This window comes from Paenibacillus sp. fava2 (genome assembly GCF_058313675.1).
In genome coordinates this window covers 5,254,162-5,278,705 of sequence record NZ_CM177755.1, presented here as the reverse complement: position 1 = coordinate 5,278,705, position 24,544 = coordinate 5,254,162, and the positions used below count along the sequence as shown (strand labels likewise).

At 54.4% G+C, this 24,544-nt stretch carries 15 protein-coding genes; 12 read left to right on the top strand and 3 right to left on the bottom strand.

Annotated features, from left to right (window positions below; translation table 11 throughout):
• Positions 1 to 13 precede the first annotated feature (13 nt).
• Positions 14 to 1,741 (bottom strand): sensor histidine kinase, encoded by a 1,728-nt coding sequence (locus tag AC4G46_RS23315; protein ID WP_491124809.1) that lies wholly within the window; start codon positions 1,739 to 1,741, stop codon positions 14 to 16.
• A 358-nt stretch (positions 1,742 to 2,099) separates the two neighbouring features.
• Here AC4G46_RS23315 and AC4G46_RS23310 point away from each other — a divergent pair, with 358 nt between their 5' ends.
• The 4 genes from AC4G46_RS23310 to AC4G46_RS23295 all read left to right on the top strand — a co-directional run bounded on the left by AC4G46_RS23310 (position 2,100) and on the right by AC4G46_RS23295 (position 12,174).
• Positions 2,100 to 3,449 (top strand): ABC transporter substrate-binding protein, encoded by a 1,350-nt coding sequence (locus AC4G46_RS23310; RefSeq protein WP_491124808.1) that lies wholly within the window; start codon positions 2,100 to 2,102, stop codon positions 3,447 to 3,449.
• 69 nt (positions 3,450 to 3,518) lie between these two features.
• Positions 3,519 to 4,454: a carbohydrate ABC transporter permease gene (locus AC4G46_RS23305; protein ID WP_491124807.1), complete on the top strand. Its 936-nt coding sequence runs from the start codon at positions 3,519 to 3,521 to the stop codon at positions 4,452 to 4,454.
• 18 nt (positions 4,455 to 4,472) lie between these two features.
• Positions 4,473 to 5,312, top strand: coding sequence for a carbohydrate ABC transporter permease (locus AC4G46_RS23300; RefSeq protein ID WP_491124806.1), 840 nt, complete (start codon positions 4,473 to 4,475; stop codon positions 5,310 to 5,312).
• A gap of 208 nt (positions 5,313 to 5,520) precedes the next feature.
• Entirely contained in the window at positions 5,521 to 12,174 is a 6,654-nt protein-coding gene (locus AC4G46_RS23295; protein ID WP_491124805.1) for an S-layer homology domain-containing protein, read from the top strand.
• Between the two features lie 677 nt (positions 12,175 to 12,851).
• Here the strand turns inward: AC4G46_RS23295 and AC4G46_RS23290 are convergent.
• A complete protein-coding gene (locus AC4G46_RS23290) occupies positions 12,852 to 13,703 on the bottom strand; it encodes a helix-turn-helix transcriptional regulator (RefSeq protein ID WP_491124804.1) in 852 nt (283 codons plus the stop codon).
• 124 nt (positions 13,704 to 13,827) lie between these two features.
• Here AC4G46_RS23290 and AC4G46_RS23285 point away from each other — a divergent pair, with 124 nt between their 5' ends.
• The 4 genes from AC4G46_RS23285 to AC4G46_RS23270 are packed head-to-tail and all read left to right on the top strand — an operon-like array spanning position 13,828 to position 19,890.
• Positions 13,828 to 14,973, top strand: a complete 1,146-nt coding sequence (locus tag AC4G46_RS23285; RefSeq protein ID WP_491124803.1) for a DUF2264 domain-containing protein — start codon at positions 13,828 to 13,830, stop codon at positions 14,971 to 14,973.
• Between the two features lie 38 nt (positions 14,974 to 15,011).
• Positions 15,012 to 16,826, top strand: a complete 1,815-nt coding sequence (locus AC4G46_RS23280) for a heparinase II/III family protein (RefSeq protein WP_491124802.1) — start codon at positions 15,012 to 15,014, stop codon at positions 16,824 to 16,826.
• Positions 16,827 to 16,864: 38 nt separating this feature from the next.
• The gene (locus AC4G46_RS23275) at positions 16,865 to 18,001 is read left to right on the top strand and encodes a glycoside hydrolase family 88 protein (protein ID WP_491124801.1); all 1,137 of its coding nucleotides are present in this window, start codon (positions 16,865 to 16,867) and stop codon (positions 17,999 to 18,001) included.
• Positions 18,002 to 18,012: 11 nt separating this feature from the next.
• Positions 18,013 to 19,890 (top strand): DUF2264 domain-containing protein, encoded by a 1,878-nt coding sequence (locus AC4G46_RS23270; RefSeq protein WP_491124800.1) that lies wholly within the window; start codon positions 18,013 to 18,015, stop codon positions 19,888 to 19,890.
• A 71-nt stretch (positions 19,891 to 19,961) separates the two neighbouring features.
• On the opposite strand, the gene AC4G46_RS23265 is transcribed toward AC4G46_RS23270, so the two are convergent.
• Complete coding sequence (locus AC4G46_RS23265) at positions 19,962 to 20,795, bottom strand: helix-turn-helix domain-containing protein (RefSeq protein WP_491124799.1); 834 nt, start codon at positions 20,793 to 20,795, stop codon at positions 19,962 to 19,964.
• Positions 20,796 to 21,097: 302 nt separating this feature from the next.
• Here AC4G46_RS23265 and AC4G46_RS23260 point away from each other — a divergent pair, with 302 nt between their 5' ends.
• From AC4G46_RS23260 to AC4G46_RS23245, 4 genes are read left to right on the top strand one after another with little or no spacing between them, the layout of a single operon-like run.
• Positions 21,098 to 22,057, top strand: a complete 960-nt coding sequence (locus AC4G46_RS23260) for a glutathione S-transferase family protein (protein ID WP_491124798.1) — start codon at positions 21,098 to 21,100, stop codon at positions 22,055 to 22,057.
• 14 nt (positions 22,058 to 22,071) lie between these two features.
• The gene (locus AC4G46_RS23255) at positions 22,072 to 22,509 is read left to right on the top strand and encodes a GNAT family N-acetyltransferase (protein ID WP_491124797.1); all 438 of its coding nucleotides are present in this window, start codon (positions 22,072 to 22,074) and stop codon (positions 22,507 to 22,509) included.
• Positions 22,510 to 22,525: 16 nt separating this feature from the next.
• Positions 22,526 to 23,503, top strand: coding sequence for a glutathione S-transferase family protein (locus tag AC4G46_RS23250; RefSeq protein ID WP_491124796.1), 978 nt, complete (start codon positions 22,526 to 22,528; stop codon positions 23,501 to 23,503).
• Between the two features lie 20 nt (positions 23,504 to 23,523).
• The gene (locus AC4G46_RS23245) at positions 23,524 to 24,528 is read left to right on the top strand and encodes a glutathione S-transferase C-terminal domain-containing protein (RefSeq protein WP_491124795.1); all 1,005 of its coding nucleotides are present in this window, start codon (positions 23,524 to 23,526) and stop codon (positions 24,526 to 24,528) included.
• Positions 24,529 to 24,544 lie beyond the last annotated feature (16 nt).

Sequence of the window (24,544 nt, the reverse complement as noted above, 5' to 3'; positions counted from 1 at the left end):
TTAGTAGTGCAGACTATTCCTTCAGCTGGAACGGGATAAGAAGCTTCATCTGCGTATATTGTCCCGGTTTGCTCTCGATCGACAGCCCGTAAGGCTCTCCGAACGCCAGCTGCAGCCGCTCATTGACGCTGCGCAGCCCGATGTTCTCGAACAGCCCCTTGGACCCTTCCTCCTGCTTGGACAGGATATGCGAAATCTGCTCCTCCTCCATGCCGATCCCGTTATCCTCGACGGTAAGCAGAATGTCGGCGAAGCCGCTTTTGGCCACCGTAATCCGGATGTCGCCTCTGCCCTTGGGTTCAATGCCGTGAAAAATCGCATTCTCCACCAGCGGCTGCAGGGTAAAGCGCGGGATCAGACCGTTTAGAAGCTCCTCGTCCGCAATGCTTCGCACCATCGTTACAGTGCTGCCATAGCGGTATTTCTGGATCAGAAAATAATCCTCCAGCAGGTTCAGCTCATCGCGCAGCGGCAGCAGGCGGCGGTTGTCTTTGGCAATGCTGCGCAGCAGCCTCGACAGGGAGGTAGTCATTTCTGCAATGCCGGTGGCGTTCTGGATCGTAGCCATCCATTTAATCGAATTCAGCGTGTTATAGAGAAAATGGGGGTTGATCTGGTTCTGCAGCATCCGGTATTCCAGCTCCTGCTTCTGCTTCTCATCGGCCAGCCTGCTGTCCATCAGGGCAATGATATCCTGGGACAGGCGGTTGATCCCCCTGCCGACATCCCCAAGCTCGCTGTTCCACTCAATATTACGGTCGAGCAGGAAGTTGCCCTGGGCGATTTTGTCGATCCGCTTCTTCAGTTTCTCCACCGGCAGGCTGATCGTCCGGGTCAGATATAAGGTAATAATGCCGCTGAGCAGCAGGACAAGCAGGCAGACCCCGAACATAATCGGTACCCATACATTTGCTTTGGGCGCGAACTGGTTGCCGGCAATCGTCTGGGTCAGCTCAACCCCGCTTCTGACCACGTAGGAGACGGCCAGCGTCCGCTCCTCACCCTCCAGACTGATTTCGGACAGCTTGGTCATCGGACCGACTGGCTCATCCTGCGTATAGGCGACCGGGTGATAAGGGGTTGTAACGGGCTGTATTTTGTCACCGATAATCTGATAATGATTCGTACCGAGTGTCAGCAGCAGACGGGAATCCTCCGGCAGGGTGTAGCCCTTCAGCTTGTCGGTAATGACCGAGGTGTTGACCAGCAGGTAGACGGTCCCGATCCGGGAGGCATGATCCCCGTAAATCGGCAGAATAAACGGAATGCCGTAGGCGGTGGAGAGCGGGTCCTTGATCACCTGGTCATATTCCTCTGAAGCCTCGTTGTTCAGTCCGGTAATCTGGCCGATATTGTGGATCGTGAGCGGAGTGGACACACTGACCGAATTGTCGAGCTGCAGGAATTTCCCCTTATTGTCGGTTACGATCAGCCGGCGGACATAGTTGTAGGAGCGGTTAATCTGAAAGTCCTCCTGCATCGAGCTGAATACATCCAGCGCATCCCTGGCCTTGGCATCAGGTGATTCGAAGTAGTCTGCCAGCAGCGTATTGGTAGTAGAATTAGTGCTGCTCGTCATGGCCAGAACGGACAGGTTAAGCAGGTCTTGTTCTATAATATGGGAGACCAGCTGCAGGTTGAACTCGGTTGCCTGAATTGTCGTTTTGCGCTGATAATAGGAAATGAGCTCATAGCTGAAAAAGGACAGCAGGGTGGCGATCAGCAGTGCAAACACAATCATGATCAGGATGATGCGGCTTTTAATAGTAGATCTTCTAATCGTGGTGATTCTCTCCTTTGGTACACAAGAAATATAGTGAAGCGTTTACAAGATTGCCGGATGCTCCATGCAAAAAACGTTATAACCACCATAGCATATTCCGGTATTGCAAAATAGAGGGGGAGGCAGGAAGCCGAAATTTTACAGGTTTTGAATAGAAAATTACAGGTCTTGGACAATGAAAGCGCAAACAGGACATAAAAGTGAATGATCTGCGCAGGAAAATACATCCCATCTCCCGCTATAACCCGGTAGAATGTGAAATAGCTTCAGAAGATGATGGCTGGTCAACAATACAAGAAGAAAAGGGGATAATTCAATGAATTACAAAAGATTGTATGGCATGACCTTTACTGCAGTGCTCTCCGTAGGCCTGCTGGCGGGCTGCTCCGGCAACAACAATAATGCCCAGAACAATGCCGCTGCAACAAACGCTCCTGCCGCCGGCACCAATGCAAGCGCTTCCTCCGAGCCAAGTCAAGAGCCTGTTACGTTAAAATGGGCGCTGTGGGACTGGGAAGCAACGGCTTACTATAAACCGCTGATCGAGGCTTACCAGAAAGAGCATCCGAATGTGACTATCGAGTACGTTGACCTTGGTTCAACCGACTATATGACCATGCTAAGCACACAGCTGTCCGGCGGTGCCGATCTCGATATCCTGACCATTAAGGACATCCCGGGCTATTCCAATCTGGTGAAGCAGAACCATCTTGAGCCGTTAAAAGGGTTCATGAGCTCGAACAGCATTGATCCTGCGCTATATGGCGGTACTGTTGAGCAGATCGAAGTGAACGATGAGGTTTATGCGCTTCCTTTCCGCAGCGACTTCTGGATCGTGTACTACAACAAAGACCTGTTCGACAAAGCAGGGGTTGAATATCCTAGCAACGACATGACCTTCGACCAATATGATGAGCTGGCCAGAAAAATGACCTCCGGCAGCGGTGCTGAAAAGGTATACGGTGCACACTATCATACATGGCGCAGTGCGGTTCAGCTGTTCGGCATCCTGGACGGCAAGAACACCGTGGTGGACGGAAACTACGACTTCCTGAAGCCTACCTATGAGCGCATCCTGAAAGAGCAGGAAGACGGCATTGTAATGGATTATGCGACACTTAAGACCTCCAGCACGCACTATTCCGGCGTATTCTACAACAACTCCGTTGCCATGATGAACATGGGCAGCTGGTTCATCGCCACCCAGATTGAAAAGGTAAAAAGCGGCGAGTCCCAGGCAACTAACTGGGGTATCGTGAAGTACCCGCATCCGGACGGCGTTGAAGCAGGAACTACACTGGGAACCATCACTTCCCTGGCTGTTAACCAGAAGTCCGAGCACAAGGAAGCTGCGCTTGATTTCATGAAGTTTGTGACCGGTGAAAACGGCGCTTCTGTCATTGCTTCCACAGGTACTATTCCGGCAATTAAAAACGATGAGGTTATCAGCTCGATCACTTCCATCGAAGGCTTCCCGGCTGACGAGAACAGCAAGGCTGCCCTGAATACCGTACAGACATACCTGGAAATGCCTATGCATGAAAAGAGTGCCGACATCGAGGTTATCCTGAATGAAGCGCATGACAACATCATGACCAAGAATGCGACGATCGACGAAGGCCTGAAGGACATGAATACCCGTGTGCAGGCGCTACTGAACAACTAAGCAGTGATTCTCAGGGGGCGGGCCATGCCCGCCCTTTGCATAGAAGGCAGAAGGTTTGGAGGAGAACAAATGCAAAATGAAACCGTACTTAGACCAAAGAAAGCCCCCAAGAGGATACTGTCCAAGGGCGTCCGGGATCATCTGGTAGCATACAGCTTTATTGCGCCGAACTTTATCGGCTTCGCCATCTTTACGCTTGTCCCTATGTTCTTTGCTTTTGTCCTGGCATTTGTGAAATGGGACGGGGCCAATCCGATGGAATTCATCGGCTTCGATAACTTTGCCCGGCTGATCAAGGATACCACCTTCCATAAAGCGCTGTGGAACACGATTGTCTATACCATCGGCGTTGTACCGTTCACGATGGCTGTTGCCCTTGCGCTCGCTATTCTGCTGAACCAGAAGATTATTGCCCGTAACTTTATGCGGACCGTCTTCTTCTTCCCCTATGTTGCTTCGCTTGTAGCGGTGGCGGCAGTGTGGAACTTTATTTTCAGCCCGACTATGGGTCCTGTGAACAACATCCTGCATCTGATCTCCGGCGTACCGATTGAGGATCTTCCCCGCTGGGCGGCGGATAAAGAGTGGGCGATGTTCACGGTCATCCTGTTTACGGTCTGGAAAAACATGGGTTACTACATGGTCATCTACCTCGCAGGCCTCCAGGGGATCAACCCGGAATTATATGAAGCTGCTGAGCTCGACGGCGCAGGCGCCTGGAGAAGGTTCCGCAACGTGACCGTTCCGCAGCTGGCACCAACGACGTTCTTTGTTCTGATGATTCTCGTCATTAATTCGTTTAAGGTCTACGATATCTTCATCAACCTGTTTGCCGGTGCCGACAATCAGCTGAACGACTCAACAAGAGTAATGGTCTATCAAATCTACAACACGGCGTTCCGTTCACTTGATTACGGATATGCCAGCGCCATGGCTATTGTGCTGTTCCTGCTGGTGCTTGGTATTACGATCGTCCAGTTCCGCGGCGAGAAGAAGTACGGATAATAGGGGGATATGAATGATATGGTAGGTTCAAATAAAATCTTCAGAGTCAGCTTGAAAGTGTTAGTGTATGCTTTGCTCGCTGCAGCAGTCTTCTGTATGCTGATTCCTTATGTATGGATGCTGTCCTCATCACTCAAAATGAACAAGGATGTCTTTTCCTTCCCGATGCAGTGGATTCCGGATGTGCCGCGCTGGCAAAATTTCGTGGACATCTGGACCCGGATTCCACTCGGAAAGTTCATTTACAACACGGCGAAGCTGTCCGTAGTCGTTACGATTCTGCAGTTGCTGACCTCAAGCTTTGCAGCCTATGCATTCTCCAAGCTGCAGTTCAAGGGCAAGAATATCCTGTTCCTTGGCTACATCGCAACCATCGCTATTCCTTGGCAGGCTTACATGGTGCCGCAGTTCATCATGATGCGTTCGCTCGGGCTGAATAACACGCACTTGTCCATTATTTTGCTGCAGGCCTTCTCGGCATTCGGGGTGTTCCTGATGCGCCAGTTCTACCAGGGTGTCCCGGATGAATTATGTGAAGCGGCGCGGATTGACGGTCTCAGCGAATACGGAATCTGGGCGAGAATTATGCTCCCGCTGTCCAAGCCGGCCCTGTCGACACTGACGATTTTCACCTTTGTCAACACCTGGAACGACTTCCTCGGGCCGATGATCTACCTGACCAAAACCGAGCTGAAGACGATTCAGATTGGACTTCGCATGTTTATATCCCAGTATTCCGCTGAGTACGGGCTGATTATGGCGGCCAGCGTAGTCTCGATCATACCGGTTGTTATTGTGTTCCTCGCTTTGCAGAAGTACTTCGTTCAGGGCGTTGCTGCGTCAGGGATTAAAGGTTAGAGAGAATTACAGTGATGTGCAAGCCTGGCAGTTGCCTTACCCGCAAGCTGCCAGGTTTGTTTGTCTATGCCTTGTACAGCCGTCCGAAGCCTTCTCAGATTACACAACCTGTGCGGAAGCTGTCTGAGGCATGCTTTTTACAGTGGTATGTATACGCTTTCTTTTTAATTTGGTTTGCCCACTTTAACTATTGAAGGAGGATAAATGAATGAACAGAAAGTCAGCATCCGGCAAAAAGCTATTTTCCATCCTGATGACGGGCATGCTTGTGCTCGGAATGTTTCCGGGACCCGGCCAGCCGACCGCATCCGCTGCAACGGCAGATAAGGTTTACGCAGCCGCCTATATGGGGGCGGAGACTGCGGCGGGCACCAATCTGCCGGCCAGCATTAATGTCGGAGGCAGCAGTACGGCTGTCAGCTGGAAAATCGGGGAAGACACGTTTGCTGTGCCTTATGAAACAGTAACCGTGAGCGGAACAACGGCCAGTGGTCCGGTTACGGCCAGCGTTGAAGTTATTCCTGCTGCGGATTATCCGCTGGTCTATTTTGTGGACAGCGGCCGGGGCGGAGACTCGGTGGGGAACGTGCCTACGGCCTCCCCGCTGTATGAAGCGGTCAAAGCACTCAGCGGCGGCCGCCTGATCAATCAGGCACCGGACCAGCGCTTTGTCAGCGGCACCACTGCCTGGGGCTTCGACGACTCTGTGCAGAAGATCAAAAATTCCAAGGACGGCGGTCACACCGATCCGGCGACAGATTCATCGATCTGGGTTGTGGGTGTACGCGCTGCAAACGACAATATCGTCTATCAGCTGAAGGCGCTGGAAGCCGGAACGTATACGCTGAGCAGCGGCTTCAATGACTGGTACGGCAGCCGTTCGCGGGTCATCCAGCCGCGGATTGAGTATCAGGACACAAGCGGCGGCAAGCACACCTTGTCACTGAGCCAGTTCAATGTTAATGCGTCCAAGATTAACTCCGGCGAATTTACGGTTCCCGCAGATGTGGACACCAGCGCTCCGATGACATTGACGTATGCCTTTGTCTCCGGTGAAAAGCCGATACTCAGCTGGTTCGCTATTGCCGAAGGCGGAATTAAATCCATCCTCGATGATGCCAAGGCAAATGCAGCCTCGATGGTGCAGGTTCTGCTGAACGGCAACGATATTCAGGCGGACAATGAGAACGGCCTTACATTTAAGGGCTTTGGTGTACTGAGCGCCAACAGCACCAGTGCCCTCCTGATGGATTACAAGTCAGAGCAGCCGGAAAAATATGCGGAGATGCTGCAGATTCTGTTCGGCGGAGAGCATCCGCTTATGACCCATGTCAAAATCGAGATGGGCAATGACCGCAACAACTCCACCGGACCTGATCCGGCTACGATGCGTACAGCGGATGAAGAGGTCAATGTTAAGCGCCATCCCGGCTTTCAGCTGGCAGCAGATGCGAAAGCCGTTAATCCGGACCTGAAAGTCAGCATCCTGCGCTGGAGCGCTCCGGCCTGGGCGGATAACAACGACAAAATCTATACCTGGTACAAAAACACGATTCTGGAGGCTTACCGCCAGTACGGCTACATGACCAGCTACGTTAACCCGTACATTAACGAGCATGCTCCGGATATCGATTGGACCAAGCAGTATGCGGAAAAGGTAAAGAACGATAATGAGGGTTTTGCCAGTGCAGAGGAGCAGGCACTGTATAACCGGATTCAGGTGGTCATTTCCGATGAGGTCGGCATCGGCTCCTTCGGGAGTGCAATGGTAAGCGATGAGTCACTGCGTAATGCCGTACCCATTGCCGGATACCATTACAACACCGATGACGATGCCGCCGGCAATTTTAAAAAGCTTGCCGAGCAGTATGACATTGAAATCTGGAACAGCGAGGCGCAGGCTACATTCAGTAATTCGGCGTTCCGTCCCAATAACAATGTGAAGGACCCGATAGCTGCCGGAACGGGAATCGGCGGGGTAGGCGGTCCGCTGGAAATGAGCAATACGATCATTAAAGGGTTTGTGAATTCACGCCGTACCCATTTTATTTACCAGCCGGCAATCGGCTCCTTCTATGAAGGCGGGCAATATTCCTTCAAGGAGCTGGTCAGCGCACGTGACCCTTGGTCAGGCTGGATTCACTATGACGCCGGGCTGGTGATTTTGCAGCACTACAGCCGGTTCGCAGAGCTGGGCTGGGAAAATGACGACAATACAGCCGGCATCTGGAGAGCCGTTCCCAAGGCCAGCTCCACCGGTGCGACAGGAACCAATCCGGTCAACGGGCGCAACGGAACACCAAGCTATATTACGCTTGCGGCCCCTGACAAAACCGATTTCTCGACCGTCATTGTAAATGACAGCGAGTACACCAAAACCTACAAGCTGCAGGCCGTCAATATGGCTTACACCGGTAATCCTTCCCTTGAGGTATGGGAGACCCGTGCAGCCGATGCCGGAGAAGCGTTCAACAGCAATTACATGCAGTATCTCGACGATGTGGCCGCAGACGGCGGCGGTGTGTACACCGTTAAAGTAAAGCCATATTCGACGGTAACGGTAACTACGCTGGATACCAAGGACAAAGCCGAATATAATACCCCGCTGCCTGTGGAAGGCGAACGGACGGTGCTTGATACCGATGCAACAGGAGCGGTTCAGAATACGGATGACAAAATCCTGTACGCCGATGATTTTGACTATTCTGATAAAACAGTGGTGAAGATCGGGGCAGACGGAAAAGCAGCAGGCACCGAGAGTTATATCGACTCCCGCGGCGGATCAAAAGGCGCCATTCCGCGCTATACCCATGACCGCAACGGCGCATTTGAGGCTTACCTGCCGGACGGATCGGATAATTATGTTCTCCGCCAGCAGCTCGACCGGAGCCTTATGGGCCTTGGCGGCACCTGGAACGGCGGCGATCCGGTGACAGCTATCGGCGACAACCGCTGGACGAACTACAAAGCCAGTGTTGATGTCTCTTTTGAAAATAACAGCACCCAGGGCGGGGCGAACTATGCAGCCATCGGTGCCCGTTATCAGGGTGGCGGCAGCTCACACGCTATCGGCGGTACGCCATATGTGCTGAAATTCTGGTTCGACGGGGGCTGGCAGCTGCTGGTGAACGGCGGGGCTGTGGCCAGCGGAAATGCGGCGACAGGGAGCGGGGGCGTGAAAATCGAAGGCTTCAATACGGCCTATGATGCCTGGCATAACCTTGCGATTCAGGTTGCCGGAGCCACCGTTACCGCTTATCTGGACGGGGTGAAGCTGGCTGCCTATACTGATCCGGTTCCTGAATTGTCCGGCCGGGTTGACTTGGCCAGCGGCTATTATCATGTCCGGTTCGACAATCTGAAGGTGGAGACGGTGGATGGCTATGCACCGTACTATTCCGAGCTGCTGGACAATCTGGAAATGTACGATTTGACTGCGGGTGCGAATCCTAAGCTGTCCTATAGTGGTGCCTGGAATCATGCCAACGGTGCAGGCATGTTCATCTATCAGCGTTCCACATCCACCAGCCAGGGGGCAGGTGCAGCACTCTCGTATACGTTTGAAGGCACCGGGCTGGATATTCTGGGGCCAAATGACGGATCAGCGAAACTCGAAGTGACAGTGGACGGCAAGACTGCTGTGCAGTCGGCGGAAACGATGGCCTCGAAAGAGCTTTACCAGACCTATGCGCTGCGCGGGCTGAAATACGGCCAGCATACGGTAGAGATTACAGTATTGAGCGGCACGCTGCTTGTGGATGCCGTAGCAGTTGTCTCCGGGGAAGTGCAAGGCTTGCCGGATACCTCAGTGCTTGCCGCAGCGGTGAGTGCAGCGAAGGAAACGGTGAAGCTGGACGAATATGCCGAGGCAGACTGGCAGCTGTTTACGGCTGCACTGGGCAGTGCAGAGGCTGCGCTGGCTGATGCTGCCGCCTACCGGCTGGATCAGGAAGGTGCGGCGCAGCTGGCTGTGCGTCTAACCTCTGCGCAGAATCAGCTGACCACAGGCGATCTGCGGGAGCTGGCTGTTCTGCCGGATACCGCGACCTATGCCGGCCAGCTGCCTGTTCTTCCGCAGCAGGTGGAAGCGACTCGGGCAGACGGCAGCAAGCTGCCAGTAACCGTGAAGTGGAATACGGCGGAAGTCAGCTTTGATACGCCGTATGACAGAGTGGCGGTTACCGGTACGTACGGCAAACTCAAGACGGTTGTTTATGTAGAGGTCGTGCCGCAGGGTCTGGTTTATTTTGTGGATCCGGGCGTAGCTGCGGAAGGGATTACTCCGCCTTATACCGTTGTTAAGGAGTTGGTCGGTGCCGGTCTGCTGAATGAACAGGCGGATCAGCTCTCAACGGGAGACGCGGTATGGGGACATACCAATACAGGAGCAAATTACGGCATGAAAGGGCTCGGAGGTGCAGTGGTTACCACGGATAAGTCGCAGACCGGGGTCTACGGCTCCAACACAAGGAACAATCCGCTGGTTTATCTGTTCCCGCTGGAGGCGGGCAAATATACCATTACCTCCTTCCACAGGGACTGGTGGAGCAATGCTAACCGAACGATGGATATCACCGTCAGCTATAACGATGCTGAGGGCAAGGCGGTGACGGAAACGGTGCGCACCGGGGTGGTTGCAGGACTGAACGGCGTCATGCTTAACCATGATTTCACGCTGCCGGTAAGCGGAACGGTGAAATATACCATTAACAACACCTATTCGGGTAATCAGGCTGCACTGGTCAGCTATGTAGCTATTGCCAGAGACAAGACCAGTGTTGCCAATGAGCTGGCAGTGAATGAGGCCAAGAGTATTCTTGAGGGAGCAGCCTTCAATGTGAAGAAGGCAGCTGCCAATAGTGAAGAGGCCGTTCTGACTTGGCTGCAGCAGACGATTTCCGGGCTGGAAGGCTTGAGTGAAACAGGTGTGACACTTGGAGATGTGACCTTTACTGCTTTCCAGGAAGCAACTGAGGACACCGCGGGCAGCTTCAGCTTTACTGTAACGCTAAGTAAAGGTGAAGCGCTGGCTACGGGTTCGGCCAGCGGTACGATTACCTTGCCGGAGCCGGATGTAACACCACCGGTCATTACCCTGAACGGAGATCGGGTGGTCAATGTTAAGCTCGGATCGGAATATACAGATGCCGGAGCGACTGCAGCCGATGAGGTGGACGGCGATCTGACAGACCGGATTGTTACCACGGTCAGCAGTGAGGTCTATGGGCTGACTGAAATCGATACAGCCAGAGCGGATGTGTACACCTTGCACTACAACGTCAGTGATGCCGCAGGCAACAAGGCGCTGGAAGTAACGAGAACAGTGGCTGTAGCCGAAGACCCGGATTCAGTAAAACCGGTTATTACCCTGCTTGGTGAGCCAGCTGTAGAGCTGGAGAACGGCGCAGCGTATACCGATGCCGGCGCGACGGCAGAGGATGACCGGGATGGGGATCTTACCGGCCAGATTATAGCGACCATTACGAAGGGCGGCTATCCGGTAGCTGTGCTCGATACCGCAGTAGCGGGCACTTATCTCTACCATTATAATGTGAGTGATGCGGCGGGCAATGCGGCAGCTGAGGTTACCAGAACCGTAACCGTTGCTGAGAAAGAGCAGCCGCCGGTAACGGAACCGACACCAGCTCCGACGCCTTCGCCGGCACCTACCCCTGCACCGACGGATGCGCCTGTGCAGACCGCTCCTCCGGTAGCGGCTACACCAACGCCGACACCTGCGGTGCAGACTGAACGGACTCTGGAGCAGAAGGATATTCCTGCCGCTGCAGACGGAGCCGTAACGGTCCAGCTGGCTGAAGGTACAGAATCCGTCGTGCTTCCGGCAGGTATTCAGGGATTGACGGGTAGCAATACACTGCGCCTGGCCTGGAGTAATGCTGCTGTGGAATTCACACCTGATGCGCTGAAGAGCATTGTAGAGAAGGCCGCAGGGCAGTTGCAGGCGGCGGATCAAGTACGTATCAGGCTGACAGGTACGAAGACACCGGCAGCTGCGGCTGAGCAGCTGATCAACAATCAGGCTGCGGACAGCTCGCTCCGCTTGTCGGCGGCGGGGGATGTCATCAGCTTCAGTCTGGAGACTGTTGTTGTAGACGGCACTGCTACAAAGGTAACAGCGTTTGATGTGCCGCTGCGTCTGACCTTCAGTGTGGATGCGGATGCCAACCCCGATCTGCTCGGCGTGTACTATATTGCCGGGGATGGAAGCATCCAGTATGTTGGCGGCGTCCTGAAGGACGGCAAAATGACAGCGGCTGTGAGCCATTTCAGCCAATATGCCGTGCTGGAATATGACAAGAGCTTCGCGGATGTCGGCAGCAGCATGTGGGCTAACAGTGTAATCAAGTCGCTGGCGGCCAGACATATTATTGAAGGAATTTCCGCGACGGAGTTTGCGCCGCATGGGCAAGTAACAAGAGCGCAGTTCGCGGCGATGATCGCCCGGGCACTCGGCCTGGAGGCTGCGGATGGAAGCACTCCGGCATTCCAGGATGTTAAGACGGGTGCCTGGTACGCTGACAGCATTGCTGCAGTCAATCAGGCAGGGATTGTACTGGGACGAACAGCAGATACCTTTGTTCCAGACAGCAGCATTACCCGTGAGGAAATGGCTGTAATGGTTGTGCGGGCTTACGAGTATCTGCAGGGTGAGCAGGCGCAGGCAGCTTCTGCCGGATCGTTCAGTGATCAGCTGCAAATCAGCGGCTGGGCAGAGGAGGCAGTAAGCATCGCTGTGGAGGCAGGACTTCTGCAGGGACGCGGCGGCCAGCAGTTTGCTCCGCAGGCACTGATGACCCGCGCCGAAAGTGCGCAGGTGATCTATAACTTGCTGAAGCAGTAGTAGGAATGTGTTAAAGAACCCGGCAGTCTGCAATGGTGCAGGCTGCCGGGTTTCTTTTAACGCTGCTGTTTACTTGGGCTAATGGAGCAAAGTGCTGGAGTGAATATCTGCTATAGGATAAGCCTGTTGAAGGACTGTCTTGGCTGAATTGCAGAGTGCTGGGTTGGTGAATAAGTGGGTTGGGAGTTGCTGAGTTGTTGAGTGGGTGGGTTGTTGAGCTGGTAGGTTGCTAGGTTGCCAACTGTTCAAACTGCGGGACCTGCTACGACCGCGGTTAACTGCACTTTGTACAACTAAAACAGCCTTTTTTCCTCCTAAACTAGGTTTAACTGTAGTTTGTAAATAGTTTGTACACTTAAAAGAGCGAAAAAATGGGGAAATTGCCCTGCGGGTCTGTTTTAGTTGCACGAACTACACTTAAAGTGTGTCTGAGCGGAATTTCGGCGGTTTTAGTTGCACGAAATACAGTTAAGCTGCCGGACGTGGCAACGTCGGGTGTAAGCAAACAAACGCTGGGTGTAAGTCAACGTCGGTGTAAGCAAACGCCAGGTGTAAATGAACGCTGGAAGTAAGTCAACACAGATATAAGCCAACACCCGGTGTAACTAAACGCCCCGCCCAAGTAAACACCGATTATAAGTAAACCGCGCTCCTGAGCGCTGTACCTTCAATGCCTTTCATTCAGCCCGCTCCGCCAGCTTGCCATATTTGCCCGGCGGTATGCCGGTGATGTTCTTAAAGGTGCGGATAAAGTTGGCGTAATCGTTGAAGCCGGTCAGATAGCAGGTGTCGGAGACAGAGGTGCCGGCGGACAGAAGCTGCTTGGCTAAGGTGATTTTTTTGAGCAGGATGTAGCGGTAGAGGGTTCCCCCGGTCTGTTGCTTGAACATGTGGCTGAGGTAATATTTATCAAGACCGAGCTCGCCGGCAATCTGCTCAAGTGTCAGGTTCAGCTGCAGATGGCTGTCAATATAGCTCATGGCTGTCTGGATATGCGGTGAAATGACGCTGGTTACAACATCAGAGCGGGTGCGGGTGTATAGCTCATTTACAAGTACGAGAAGCTGGATCAGGTAAGTCAGGGTAAGCACCTCGCTGCCGAATTTCGGCTGCTCCACCGTTTCAATCAGGCGCATAGACAGGTCCAGGTATTCGCTAAGCAGCGGCTCCTCCATATGGGCAAGATTATGCTCACCGGTCTGGCGGTTCTGGAAGCAGGCGAGCAGGTTGGTTGCCGGAGTGCAGAAGGGATAGATCTGCGGAGCCCGGAAATGAATGGTTAACCGTTCATACGGCTCCTGGGTCAGATTGATGATTTTATGAATTTCGTGGTTGTTAAAAATCAGCACATCCCCGCGCTGCAGCGGGTAGCTGTATTGCTCTACGAATCCGTTCACCCTGCCGCCCAGAAACAGGAAAATCTCATAATGGTCATGGATATGAAAATCACGGGTCGGAGAGACCGGCGAATTGCCGATTCCGGCCAGAATATCCCCCTGAAACGGCTGATAGTACTCCGAATGCTTCATTCCTGCTGCCCCTTCCGATTCATCACAATAAACGCAATAAAACCTCATTAATCGCAAAGACATTGCAATAACTCAACAGTAAACTATAAAGAGAGATAGTGCAAATGAAAGGAAGAGCGCTTACATGAATACTACGGAGCAGCGTAAATATTGGCTGGATACTTTACTGCAGATCGGACATCCGGTGCTCGATGCTTTGAGCCGCAGACGTTTAAAAGAAGAGCTTCCTACAGAATTTCACGCCGACCGGAGCACGTTTGCCCACCTGGAGGCTTTTGCCCGGCTGGCCTGCGGGATGGCGCCATGGCTGGAGCTTGAGGGGCTCGAGGGTGAAGAGGAACAGCTTAGAGCCCGCTATGCCGGCCTGATGCTGGAAGCGATAGATGCCGGTACCGATCCGGCTTCCCCGGATTATATGAACTTCAAGACCGAGGGCCAGCCGCTGGTGGATGCCGCTTTTCTGGCCCATGCGCTGGTACGGGCGCCCAAACAGCTTGCCGGACGGCTCGACAGCCGGGTCAAAGCTAATGTAATTACCGCGTTAAAAGAAACCCGGCGCACCGCGCCCAGCGGCAGCAACTGGATTCTGTTCAGCGCCATGGTAGAAGCGGCCCTGTTCATTCTGGGCGATCTGGAATATGACCGGATGCGTGTAGGCTATGCCGTGCACATGTTCATGGAATGGTACAAGGGCGACGGCGTCTACGGGGACGGCAAGGACTTCCACTGGGATTACTATAACAGCTTTGTCATTCAGCCGATGCTGGCGGATGTAGTCGCGGTGTTTGAGCAGGACTCCGCACAGTATGCGGCGCTGAAGCCGGTCATTATGGAGCGGGCCCGGAGATATGCTGCCGTGCTGGAAAAGATGATTGCCCCGGACGGAACCTATCCGTTCACCGGGAGGTCGATAGTGTACCGCTTTGGCGCTTTTCAGCTGCTGTCGCAGGCGGCGCTCCAGCATTTTCTGGAGGATGCGCTGCCGCCGCAGCAGGTACGCTGCGCGCTGACGGCTGTTATCAGACGGACAATGGATTTCCCGGGAAATTTGGACGAAAAAGGCTGGCTGCGGCCGGGAGTGTACGGCTATCAGCCGGATCTTGCCGAAAGCTACATTAATACAGGCAGCCTCTATCTATGCACCTCTGTATTTTTGCCGCTCGGCCTGCTGCCCTCCGATCCCTTCTGGGCGGAGGATGATATGAAATGGACCTCGGCGCGGATTGCCGCCGGTGAGAATGTAATGAGGGATCAGGCAATCGGTAAATAAGCCGTACATGGTAACGGATGGATTAGGAGGATTGGAAGATGACGGAGCCAAGTCTTTTGAAAAGGGTGCAGGAGCTGCAGCCTGTTAGTATGAGTCTGTATGTTCCGGCCGGTAATCCGGATGCGTTCTGGAGATCGGCGGCCTCGGCCGGGCATCTGCAGCAGGACATAGCTGAGATCCGGGCAGAAGGAGAAAGGCTGGCAGGCCAGCCGGTTCCGGAGCTGACCCCGGAGCTGTTCTCCGTCTTTGCGCGCACCGGCTCACGCCTTGAATATGAGCGGGTGTACTTTGAACGGAGAAGAAGGCTTAATACCTATGTATTCCTGGCACTCCTGGAGCCGGACAATGCACAGCATCTGCAGTATGCGGAAGAAATGCTCCTGGCGGTATGCAGCGAATACACCTGGTGCCTGCCGGCCCACGTTCCCGTCGGGCATGAAGCCGCGGAGATTAACCGCTATATCGACCTTTTCTCGGCCGAGACCGGCTTTACGCTGAGTGAAATTTCACTGCTGCTTGGGGAACGGCTTCCGCTGGCGCTCCGGCTGCGGATCAAACAGGAAACGGAAGACCGGCTGTTCCGGCCTTTCCTGGAGCAGGGACCCTATGAATGGGAGACTGCCCGGCACAACTGGGCAGCGGTCTGCGCCGGCTCCATCGGTGCCGCCGCGCTGCTCTCTGTGGAAGATCCGCAGGTTCTTGCGGAGATTCTGCAGAAGACAGAAAGCAGCATGCATTGTTATCTGGAAGGCTTCGGAAACGACGGTGCCTGCCTGGAAGGGCTGGGCTACTGGAATTACGGGTTCGGCTATTTCACTTACTACAGTGATCTGCTCCACACCCGCAGCAGGGGAAGCCTCGACTGGTTCAAGGTGCCCAAGGTGCAGCGGATCGCCCGTTTCCAGCAGCAGTGCTTCATTGACGGCAGCCTTACCGCCAATTTTTCCGATTCACTGCCCCGGGTGCATGTGCATATGGGCTTGTCCCATTACCTCTCCGGCGTATATCCCGGAGAAGTTGAATGCCCTCCGGCGGAGCTGCGGGCTCCGTATACCGAGGATCATTGCAGCCGGTTCGCTCCGGCGCTGCGCAATCTGATCTGGAAGCAGTCCGGTACGGGGCATAAGGACTGGCCGGCGGCCAGCACCTACCTTCCCGATGCGGCCTGGCTGCTGTCGCGGCATGTCTCGGCGTCCGGCACCTTTGGCTTCGCGGCCAAAGGCGGCCATAACAACGAGCCGCATAACCATAATGACCTGGGCCAGTTCATTCTGACCGGCCGCGGTGAGGTGTACGCTGCCGATCTGGGCAGCGGGGAATATACGGCCGGCTACTTCGGCGCCGGCCGTTACGGGTATGACTGCAACGGCTCCCAGGGCCATTCGGTGCCGGTCATTAACGGCCGGTATCAGCAGGCCGGCCGGGCGTTCAGTGCCGCTGTACTGCACGCGGCAACGGGCGAGGCTGCGGATGAGCTGACGCTGGACCTGACAGCCGCCTATGAGGCGGAAGATTTGCAGTCACTCACCCGCACCCTAGTCTGGCACAAGGAAGAACTGCCGCGTTTGGAGCTAATTGACAAATACCGCTATGCGGGAGTTCCGGAGAGCTGGACAGAACGCTTCATTACATGGAGAAAGCCGGAGGTTTTATCCTCCGGTGCGGTGCTGCTGCCGGGACACGAAAGCGGCGGAGTAAAGGTAATGTTTGATCCGGCAGCTGTCGAACTGCAGATTAATGAGCATGTATACCGCGATCATTTTGGGCAGGAGCAGGTTTGGCACAGTCTGGACTTTCAGGCTGTCCGGCCGGGCAGCGAAGGCAGCTATGCTTTTACCTTTCAATTTATATAGAAGAAACACAACCATTCAAGCAAAGGCGGGAACTTAAAATGAACATGACAGCACAGCATACATGGGTGGAAGAGGCCTGGACCAAGGCACTGGAGAAGACCGTTATCAACAGCCGGAGCATCGGCTCTGAATTTCCCCATGCCAGCCACGGCGGAAAATACGATCTGGCGGCACCGCACTGGTGGACAGCCGGCTTCTGGCCGGGGATGCTCTGGCAGCTTTATGCCGGAGGCGGTGACGAGAGCCTGAAGGCGGTTGCCGTGGAATGTGAGCAGCGGCTGGATGAGGTGCTTGACGGCTACCTGAGACTGGATCATGATCTGGGCTTCATGTGGATATTGACCAGTGTCGCGAACTTCAAGCTGACCGGCTCGGAAGCCTCGCGCACCCGGGCATTGAAGGCGGCCAACTATCTGGCGGCGCGCTTCAATCTGAAAGGCCATTATATCCGGGCCTGGAATCCATGGCGTGAAGGCGAAGACAACAGCGGGGTTGCCATCATCGACTGCTGCATGAACATGAGCCTGCTGTTCTGGGCGTCCGGGACGAGTGGTGATCCGCGCTACAGACATATCGCGGAAGCGCATATGGATACCGTACTTGAGCATTTTATCCGGCCGGACGGCTCGGTCTATCATATTGTTGACTTCAATCCGCATACCGGTGAGGTTGCGGAAAAACGCGGCGGCCAGGGCTATGCGCCGGAATCGGCCTGGTCGCGCGGCACAGCCTGGGCGATCTACGGCCTGTCGCTGGCTTATCATCACACCGGCTATGAGCGTTATCTGCACGCTGCCCAGCAGGTGGCGAATTTCTTCATCACCCGGCTGCCGGAGGATCATGTTCCGCATTGGGACTTCCGGACAGCGGGCGTAACCGGAGACCTCCGCGATACCTCTGCCGGTTCGTGTGCAGCGAGCGGGATGCTGCTGCTGGCCGGTCAGGTCACGGCTGCGGAATCGCATGTGTACCGGAATGCCGCCCTGAAAATACTGGAGTCCCTTTACAGCAACTACGGCACCTGGGACAATGCGGAGGAGCAGGGATTGCTGCTGCACGGCACAGGTAACTACCCGGAGAACGGGAACATCGATGTCCCGCTCATTTATGGTGACTTCTTCTACGTAGAGGCGCTGGCCCGGGTGAAGGAAGCCGGCCCCTTCTACTGGGAATAGGGGGGAACGGGATGAATAGCGAGCAGAAAGCTGCAATTCAGAATAATCCGCTTGTAACCCGCCAGGATATGGCGCTGGCCCTTGAACAGCTTACCGCTCCTCTCGGACCGCTGTACAGTCCGGGCGGGGCCCGGCTCAGAGCCGGAAAGACAGGGGCCAGCTATCCGTCATCCGTAGCGGAGATGGAAGGCTTTTCCCGGGTGTTGTGGGGGCTGGTGCCGCTCCTGATGGGCGGCGGAACCAGCCCGCTACTGGATACCGTGCTGGATGGCATCCGGCATGGCACCGATCCTGCACATGACGAATACTGGGGCGATGTGGCTGATTACGACCAGCGGCTAGTAGAGATGGCTGTCTTCGGCTTCGCTCTGGCAGCGGTACCGGAGCAGCTCTGGACGCCGCTTGCTCCCGAGGAGCAAAGCCGGCTGTACAGCTGGCTCAATCAGATCAACGCCCATCCCTGCTATGACTGCAACTGGCTGTTTTTCAATGTGCTGGTCAATGCCGGCTTCAAAAAGCTCGGGCTTGCCTATGACGCAGGGCAGCTGGAGACGAACCTGCAGCGGATGGATGCGTTCTATCTGGGCGAAGGCTGGTACAGTGACGGGGTCAACGGGCACAGCGATTACTATGTGCCGTTTGCCATCCATTATTACGGGCTGCTGTATGCGAAGCTGATGGAGCAGGAGGACCCGGAGCGTTCAGCGCTGTTCAAGGAAAGAGCAAGACTGTTCGCCCCGGCGTTCATCAGCTGGTTCGCCCCGGACGGCTCCGCGCTGCCATACGGCCGCAGTCTGGCATACCGTTTTGCCCAATCGGCCTTCTGGAGCGCATATGCTTATGCAGAGGTAGAAGGAGGCTACCCGGCAGGGGTGGTTAAGGGGCTGGTGCTGCGCAACCTGCGCTGGTGGTTCAGCCGGGAGATTTTTGACCGGGACGGCGTGCTGACGATCGGCTACACCTATCCTAACCTGGTGATGGCGGAGAATTACAATGCGCCCGGTTCACCATACTGGGCACTCAAAACCTTCCTGCCGCTGGCCTTCAGCGAGGAGCACCCGTTCTGGAAGGCAGATGAGCTGCCGCTGCCGGAGCTGCCGGCAGTGTCCGTCCAGCAGCCGGCGCATCTCGTTATGGTGCGTGAAGCCGGGCATGTGGCCGCCTTCAACAGCGGGCATTTGTACACCAATGAGCATACCCATACCTCAGCCAAGTACGAGAAATTTGTGTACTCGACCGGCTTCGGCTTCAGTGTGCCCCGTGCGGAGTGGGGATTGTCCCAGGGGGCTTTTGATTCCATGCTTGCCCTGAGCGAGGGCGGGGATAACCTGTACCGGGTCAGAAGGCGGAACCTGAAATCGGAGATCACGGACAATGTGCTCCATTCCGTATGGAAGCCATGGTCTGATGTTGAAATCTGCACCTGGATTATCGTCGGACTCCCATGGCATATCCGGGTGCACCGGATTGCAGCGGGACGGGCGCTGGACATTGCGGAGGGCGGGTTTGCTCTCGGTCAGGAAGCAGAGCGCGGGCAGTTTATCATCCCCACGGGCGCAGCTGCATGTACGGCCTGGGGAGCTACAGCGATTAAAGAGCTGCTCGGATACGGCAAGGCAGAGCTGATTATGCCTAACGCCAACACGAACCTGCTCCGGCCGCGGACCGTGCTGCCTACCCTGACGGCCTCAATCGGGCCGGGGGTTCACTGGCTGGTGTCCGCGGTCTATGGCGATCCGGCCGGGAATCCCGCCAAGGATAGCTGGAGCCGCCAGGCAGCCGGTATTCTGGAGCAGCAGCCGGAAAAGCTGCTTAATGTAGTCATTGATCAGCAGGTCATAACGGTAATCACGATTGACGGCAAAGCGCTCACGATCAGCATGGACTAGGCTGAAGCTTATAATAAAAGGACTGTTCCGCGCCAGACATGGCCCGGAGCAGTCCTTTTTTTAATGAAGCATTACCGTTCCGCAGGCCCGGCAGTTCCCTTAATGACATACTGCCTGGGGGTGGTCAGGCTGAACTCCTTGAACTCTTTTATAAAATGATTCTGATCAAAATAGCCGAGCTCAAAGATCTGTTCCAGCGTTTTCTTGTAGTCCTTCATCTCCAGCAGCTCCAGTACATGCTGAAAACGGACAATGCGGCTGAACAGCTTGGGAGAAGCCCCGATATGGCGCTCAAAGGCTTTGATCATATACCGGCTCGAATACCCCGTATCCCTGGAAAGATCATTTACGTGCAGGGTACCGCGGCTGCTGATAATCTGATCTGTCAAATAGGCAATAAGGTGCGGGATCTCCGGCTGAGTCCGTATGTAGGTTTGATAGAAGGCCTCAAAGGCCCGTACCCGCTCATGAAAGGTCTTCTTTTGGGCCACCTGCTCCAGCAGTTCTCCAGCATGGGGAATGACATCCCCGACAGGGATTTCCAGTTCACTAAACTCACCTATAGAGTAGCGGAAGAAATGCTCCGCATAACCAGGCATAAAGCGAATGACAAAGTACTCACACTCCGAGCGGACAAAAATGCCCTGTCTGCCCTTGAACAGGGTACCGCATATATTGGCAGACGGGGAGTCCGGATAGCAGCAAATCACAAGGCTCATGCAGCCTTCAGGTAAGACAAACATCTGATTAACGTTCAGGTCATCCATGTAGAAGCCGTAGAATTGAATGCCGCCGCCAAAAGGATCATTTAAGGAAGGCAGGTATTCGGAATAGGAGTGGAGCGTCTTTTCGAAAGCTGGCTGGAAGGGACGATAGAGGACAGACGGTCTTGCTTGCAGATGCATATTAAAACCCCTTTTCTCATTAATACCAATTTAGCCAATGTGAATTATAAGTATTAGAGGGATATTCACATTAAAACGAGTAGGGGCATTTAAGTCAAGCAACGAAAATGTGAACGGAGGTTCCGATTTTTACTATAAGTGAATGTCTTACCCATCTATAATCAAATAAACCGATGGGGTTGGTCGGATATATTCCAGTAGATTTGCAGCCAATATCCCTACGGAATTTATCCGCTCGGGCCTGAGGATGAGGAATTCGCCGTTCCCCACGGGCGGGCGCATTTAAAAGGAGGGTATTCCAGATGAGCAATACAACAGAGACACCGGCAGAAATTGCCGCTAATGGTTCATTTGTAAGACAGACTAACCGGTTCTCCTCTTCCTTCGGGGATCATCCCGGCGGGCTTCCGGTGGAACCGGGCCGGTACCGGCTGATCTGGTCGGCAGCCTGCCCTTGGGCGCACCGCGCAGTGATTGTGCGGCGCCTGCTGGGCCTCGAAGAGGTCATCAGCCTGGGCACTGCAGATCCGCTGCGGCCGGATCTTCCGCATCCGGACTGGGCATTCACGCTGGATGAGGACAGTAAGGACCCGGTTCTGGGCATCCATTATTTAAGTGAAGCCTACCGGGCGGCCGACCCCGCTTACCGCGGCCGTCCAACCGTTCCGGCAATTGTGGAGACGGCAACCGGCAAGGTGGTACATAACGATTATTTTAAGCTGACGAATGATCTGGAGACTGCCTGGGCTCCGCTGCATAAGCAGGATGCACCGGATCTGTATCCCCTGCACTTGCGTGCGGAAATTGATGAGCTGAACGGACAGATTTTTCACGATGTAAATAATGGTGTCTATAAAGCCGGTTTTGCCCGCTCACAGGCAGCTTATGAATCAGCCTACGAAACCTTATTCGCACGGCTGGATGAGCTGGAGGAACGCCTGTCGGCGAGCCGTTATCTGTTCGGGGGGCAGCTGACGGATGCGGATGTCCGCCTCTACACCACTCTGGCCCGCTTCGACATCGCCTATTACACTGTGTTCCGGGCCAACCGGCAGCGTCTGGCTGATTACAACCATCTGTGGGCATACGCCAGAGATTTATACCAGACGCCGGGCTTTGGCGATACGACTGATTTTGCAGCAATCAAGCAGCATTATCATTTATCGATCCTGATTGCGGCTGAAGGGGCTAATCCTTACCGGATCTTGCCCAAGGGGCCGGATCTGAGCCAGTGGAATACCCCACACGGGCGTCACAGCTGAAAGGAAGGTAAGGGATGGCGACAATATACAGAGTAGATGCGGTTTGGCAGTTGGCCGGTGTGTATGAGGTCAGGAATAAAACCTTTGTGCAGGGGCAAGGGATACCCGCGCGCCTGGAGTTTGATGAAACGTATGGCGTGCAGTATCACTATCTGTTATTGGAGGAGAATGAAACGGCGGTTGCCACAGCGCGCATCAATCTGACCCATGCGGATTACGCCAAAATTGAAAGAGTCGGTGTCATTCCTGAATATCAGCAGAAGGGCTACGGCCGGCTTCTGATTGAAGCGGCAGAGAGCTGGGTCTACGAGCTGGGCATTCACAAGATCGTAATCACGAGCCAGCAGCGGGCCTTGGGTTTTTATGAAAGCCTGGGATATACGGCAAGGCCTGATGTTGAGCTGAAAGCCTCCTCCATCCCGGTTGTCTACACCGAAAAAATACTGCAATGAAAAGAGGTAGTGACCTATGCCGCAAGAAAAAACCGTCCTGAACACCCGGGTCGTAAACCATGAAGATGCCCATGAGATTACCAAAGAAGGATCGTTTAACCGGCAAAAGAACCGCTTCACCACCCCATTTGGAGATCAGCCGGGTGAGCTGCCCGTTGAAGCAGGCCGTTACCGCCTGTTATGGGCCAAAATCTGCCCCTGGGCGCACCGAGCAGTCATTGTCCGTGAGCTGCTGGGCCTCCAGAGCGTGATCAGTCTGGGGACTGCCAGTCCGGTCCGTACGGAGAACGGCTGGGAATTTTCGCTCGACGAGGGCGGAGTTGATCCCGTGCTGGGCATCCGCTATTTGCCGGAGATTTATGCAGCAACTGATCCGCAGTACAACGGGCGGGCCACAGTACCGACGGTAGCCGATGTAATTACGGGAAAGGTTGTGAATAACGACTATTTCCGGCTGACGAACTATTTTGAAACAGCCTTTAAGCCTTTTCATAAGGCGGGTGCGCCTGAGCTTTATCCGGAAGCGCTGCGCGCAAGAATCGACGAATTTAATGACATCCTGTTCCATGAAGTCAATAACGGGGTCTACAAGGCCGGATTTGCCCATTCCCAGGCAGCCTACGAGCAGGCCTATGATGTGTTGTTTGCCAGACTGGATCAGCTGGAGGAGAGGCTCGCGGGTCAGCGTTTTCTTTTCGGCGACTCCATCACTGATTCGGATGTCCGTTTCTACGTTACTCTGGTGCGTTTCGATGCTGCCTATTATTCCGTCTTCCGCACGAACCGTAACCGGATCATAGATTTCCCGAACATCTGGAACTATGCAAAGGATCTCTATCAAACGCCCGGCTTCGGGGATACAACAGACTTTGACTCTATTAAAAGAGGCTACCAGCTCGGCAATCATGCCGACAATCCGAATCAGCTGCTGGCCAAAGGCCCGGATGTGTCGGTCTGGAATCAGCCGCATGACAGAAACAGGTTCAGCAATTAAGTACCAAGGAGGAATATTCAATGACCACTAACAATGTGCGTGTCCGTCCGAAGGAAACCGAGCATGAAATCAATGAGCAGGGCTACTTTGTGCGGCAAAACAATCATTTCACCACCCCCTTCGGTGAAGGGGAGGGCAAGCTGCCGGTGGAAGCGGGACGATACCGCCTGATCTGGGCCAAGGGCTGCCACTGGTCGAACCGCGCCTCTATTGTCAGAGAGCTGCTTGGGCTGGAAGAGGCAATCAGCATTAATCTGGTGGGCCGCGGCAGGCATGAGCAGAATCTGGGCTGGGAGTTTGTGTATGACGAAGGCCAGAAGGACCCGGTGCTGGGCGTACAATTCCTGAGCGAGCTATACGCCAATGCCGATCCGGAGTATAAAGGCAGACCGACGGTGCCTGCGGTAATCGATGTTACAACCGGCAAAGTCGTAAATAACGATTACGTCTGGCTGACCAATTATCTGGAGAAGGAGTTCGCCCCGTTCCATAAGGCAGGCGCACCGGATTTGTATCCGGAGGAGCTGAGAGCGGACATCGATAAGTACAATGATTATCTGTTTGACAATGTGAACAATGGAGTCTACAAGGCGATGTTTGCCCAGTCCATTGAAGCCTATAACGATGCCTTTGAGCATTTGTATGCCGCGCTGGATTTGATAGAGGAGCGTCTGACGGACAACCGGTTTTTATTCGGCGATTATGTTACTGACTCTGATGTGCGACTGTTTGTCACACTGGCCCGGTTTGATACCTACTATTTCAAGAATCTCGGTCCGCTGAGGGGCCGCATTGTCGACTTCAAGAACATCTGGGGGTACGCGCGTGACCTGTACGCAATTCCGGCGTTCAAGAATAATACCTATCTGCGCGATCTGGCAAAAGCAAACGGCGATAAATCGGTGATTTTCATAGACTACAACACGCGCTTCTGGGATCAGATTGATTATGAGGGCCTGTGGTCGCAGCCGCATAACAGACAAGAGCTCAGCAGTGACCCGGAGCAGAAATTCAAAACCAAATAATAGATCATTAGGGGGA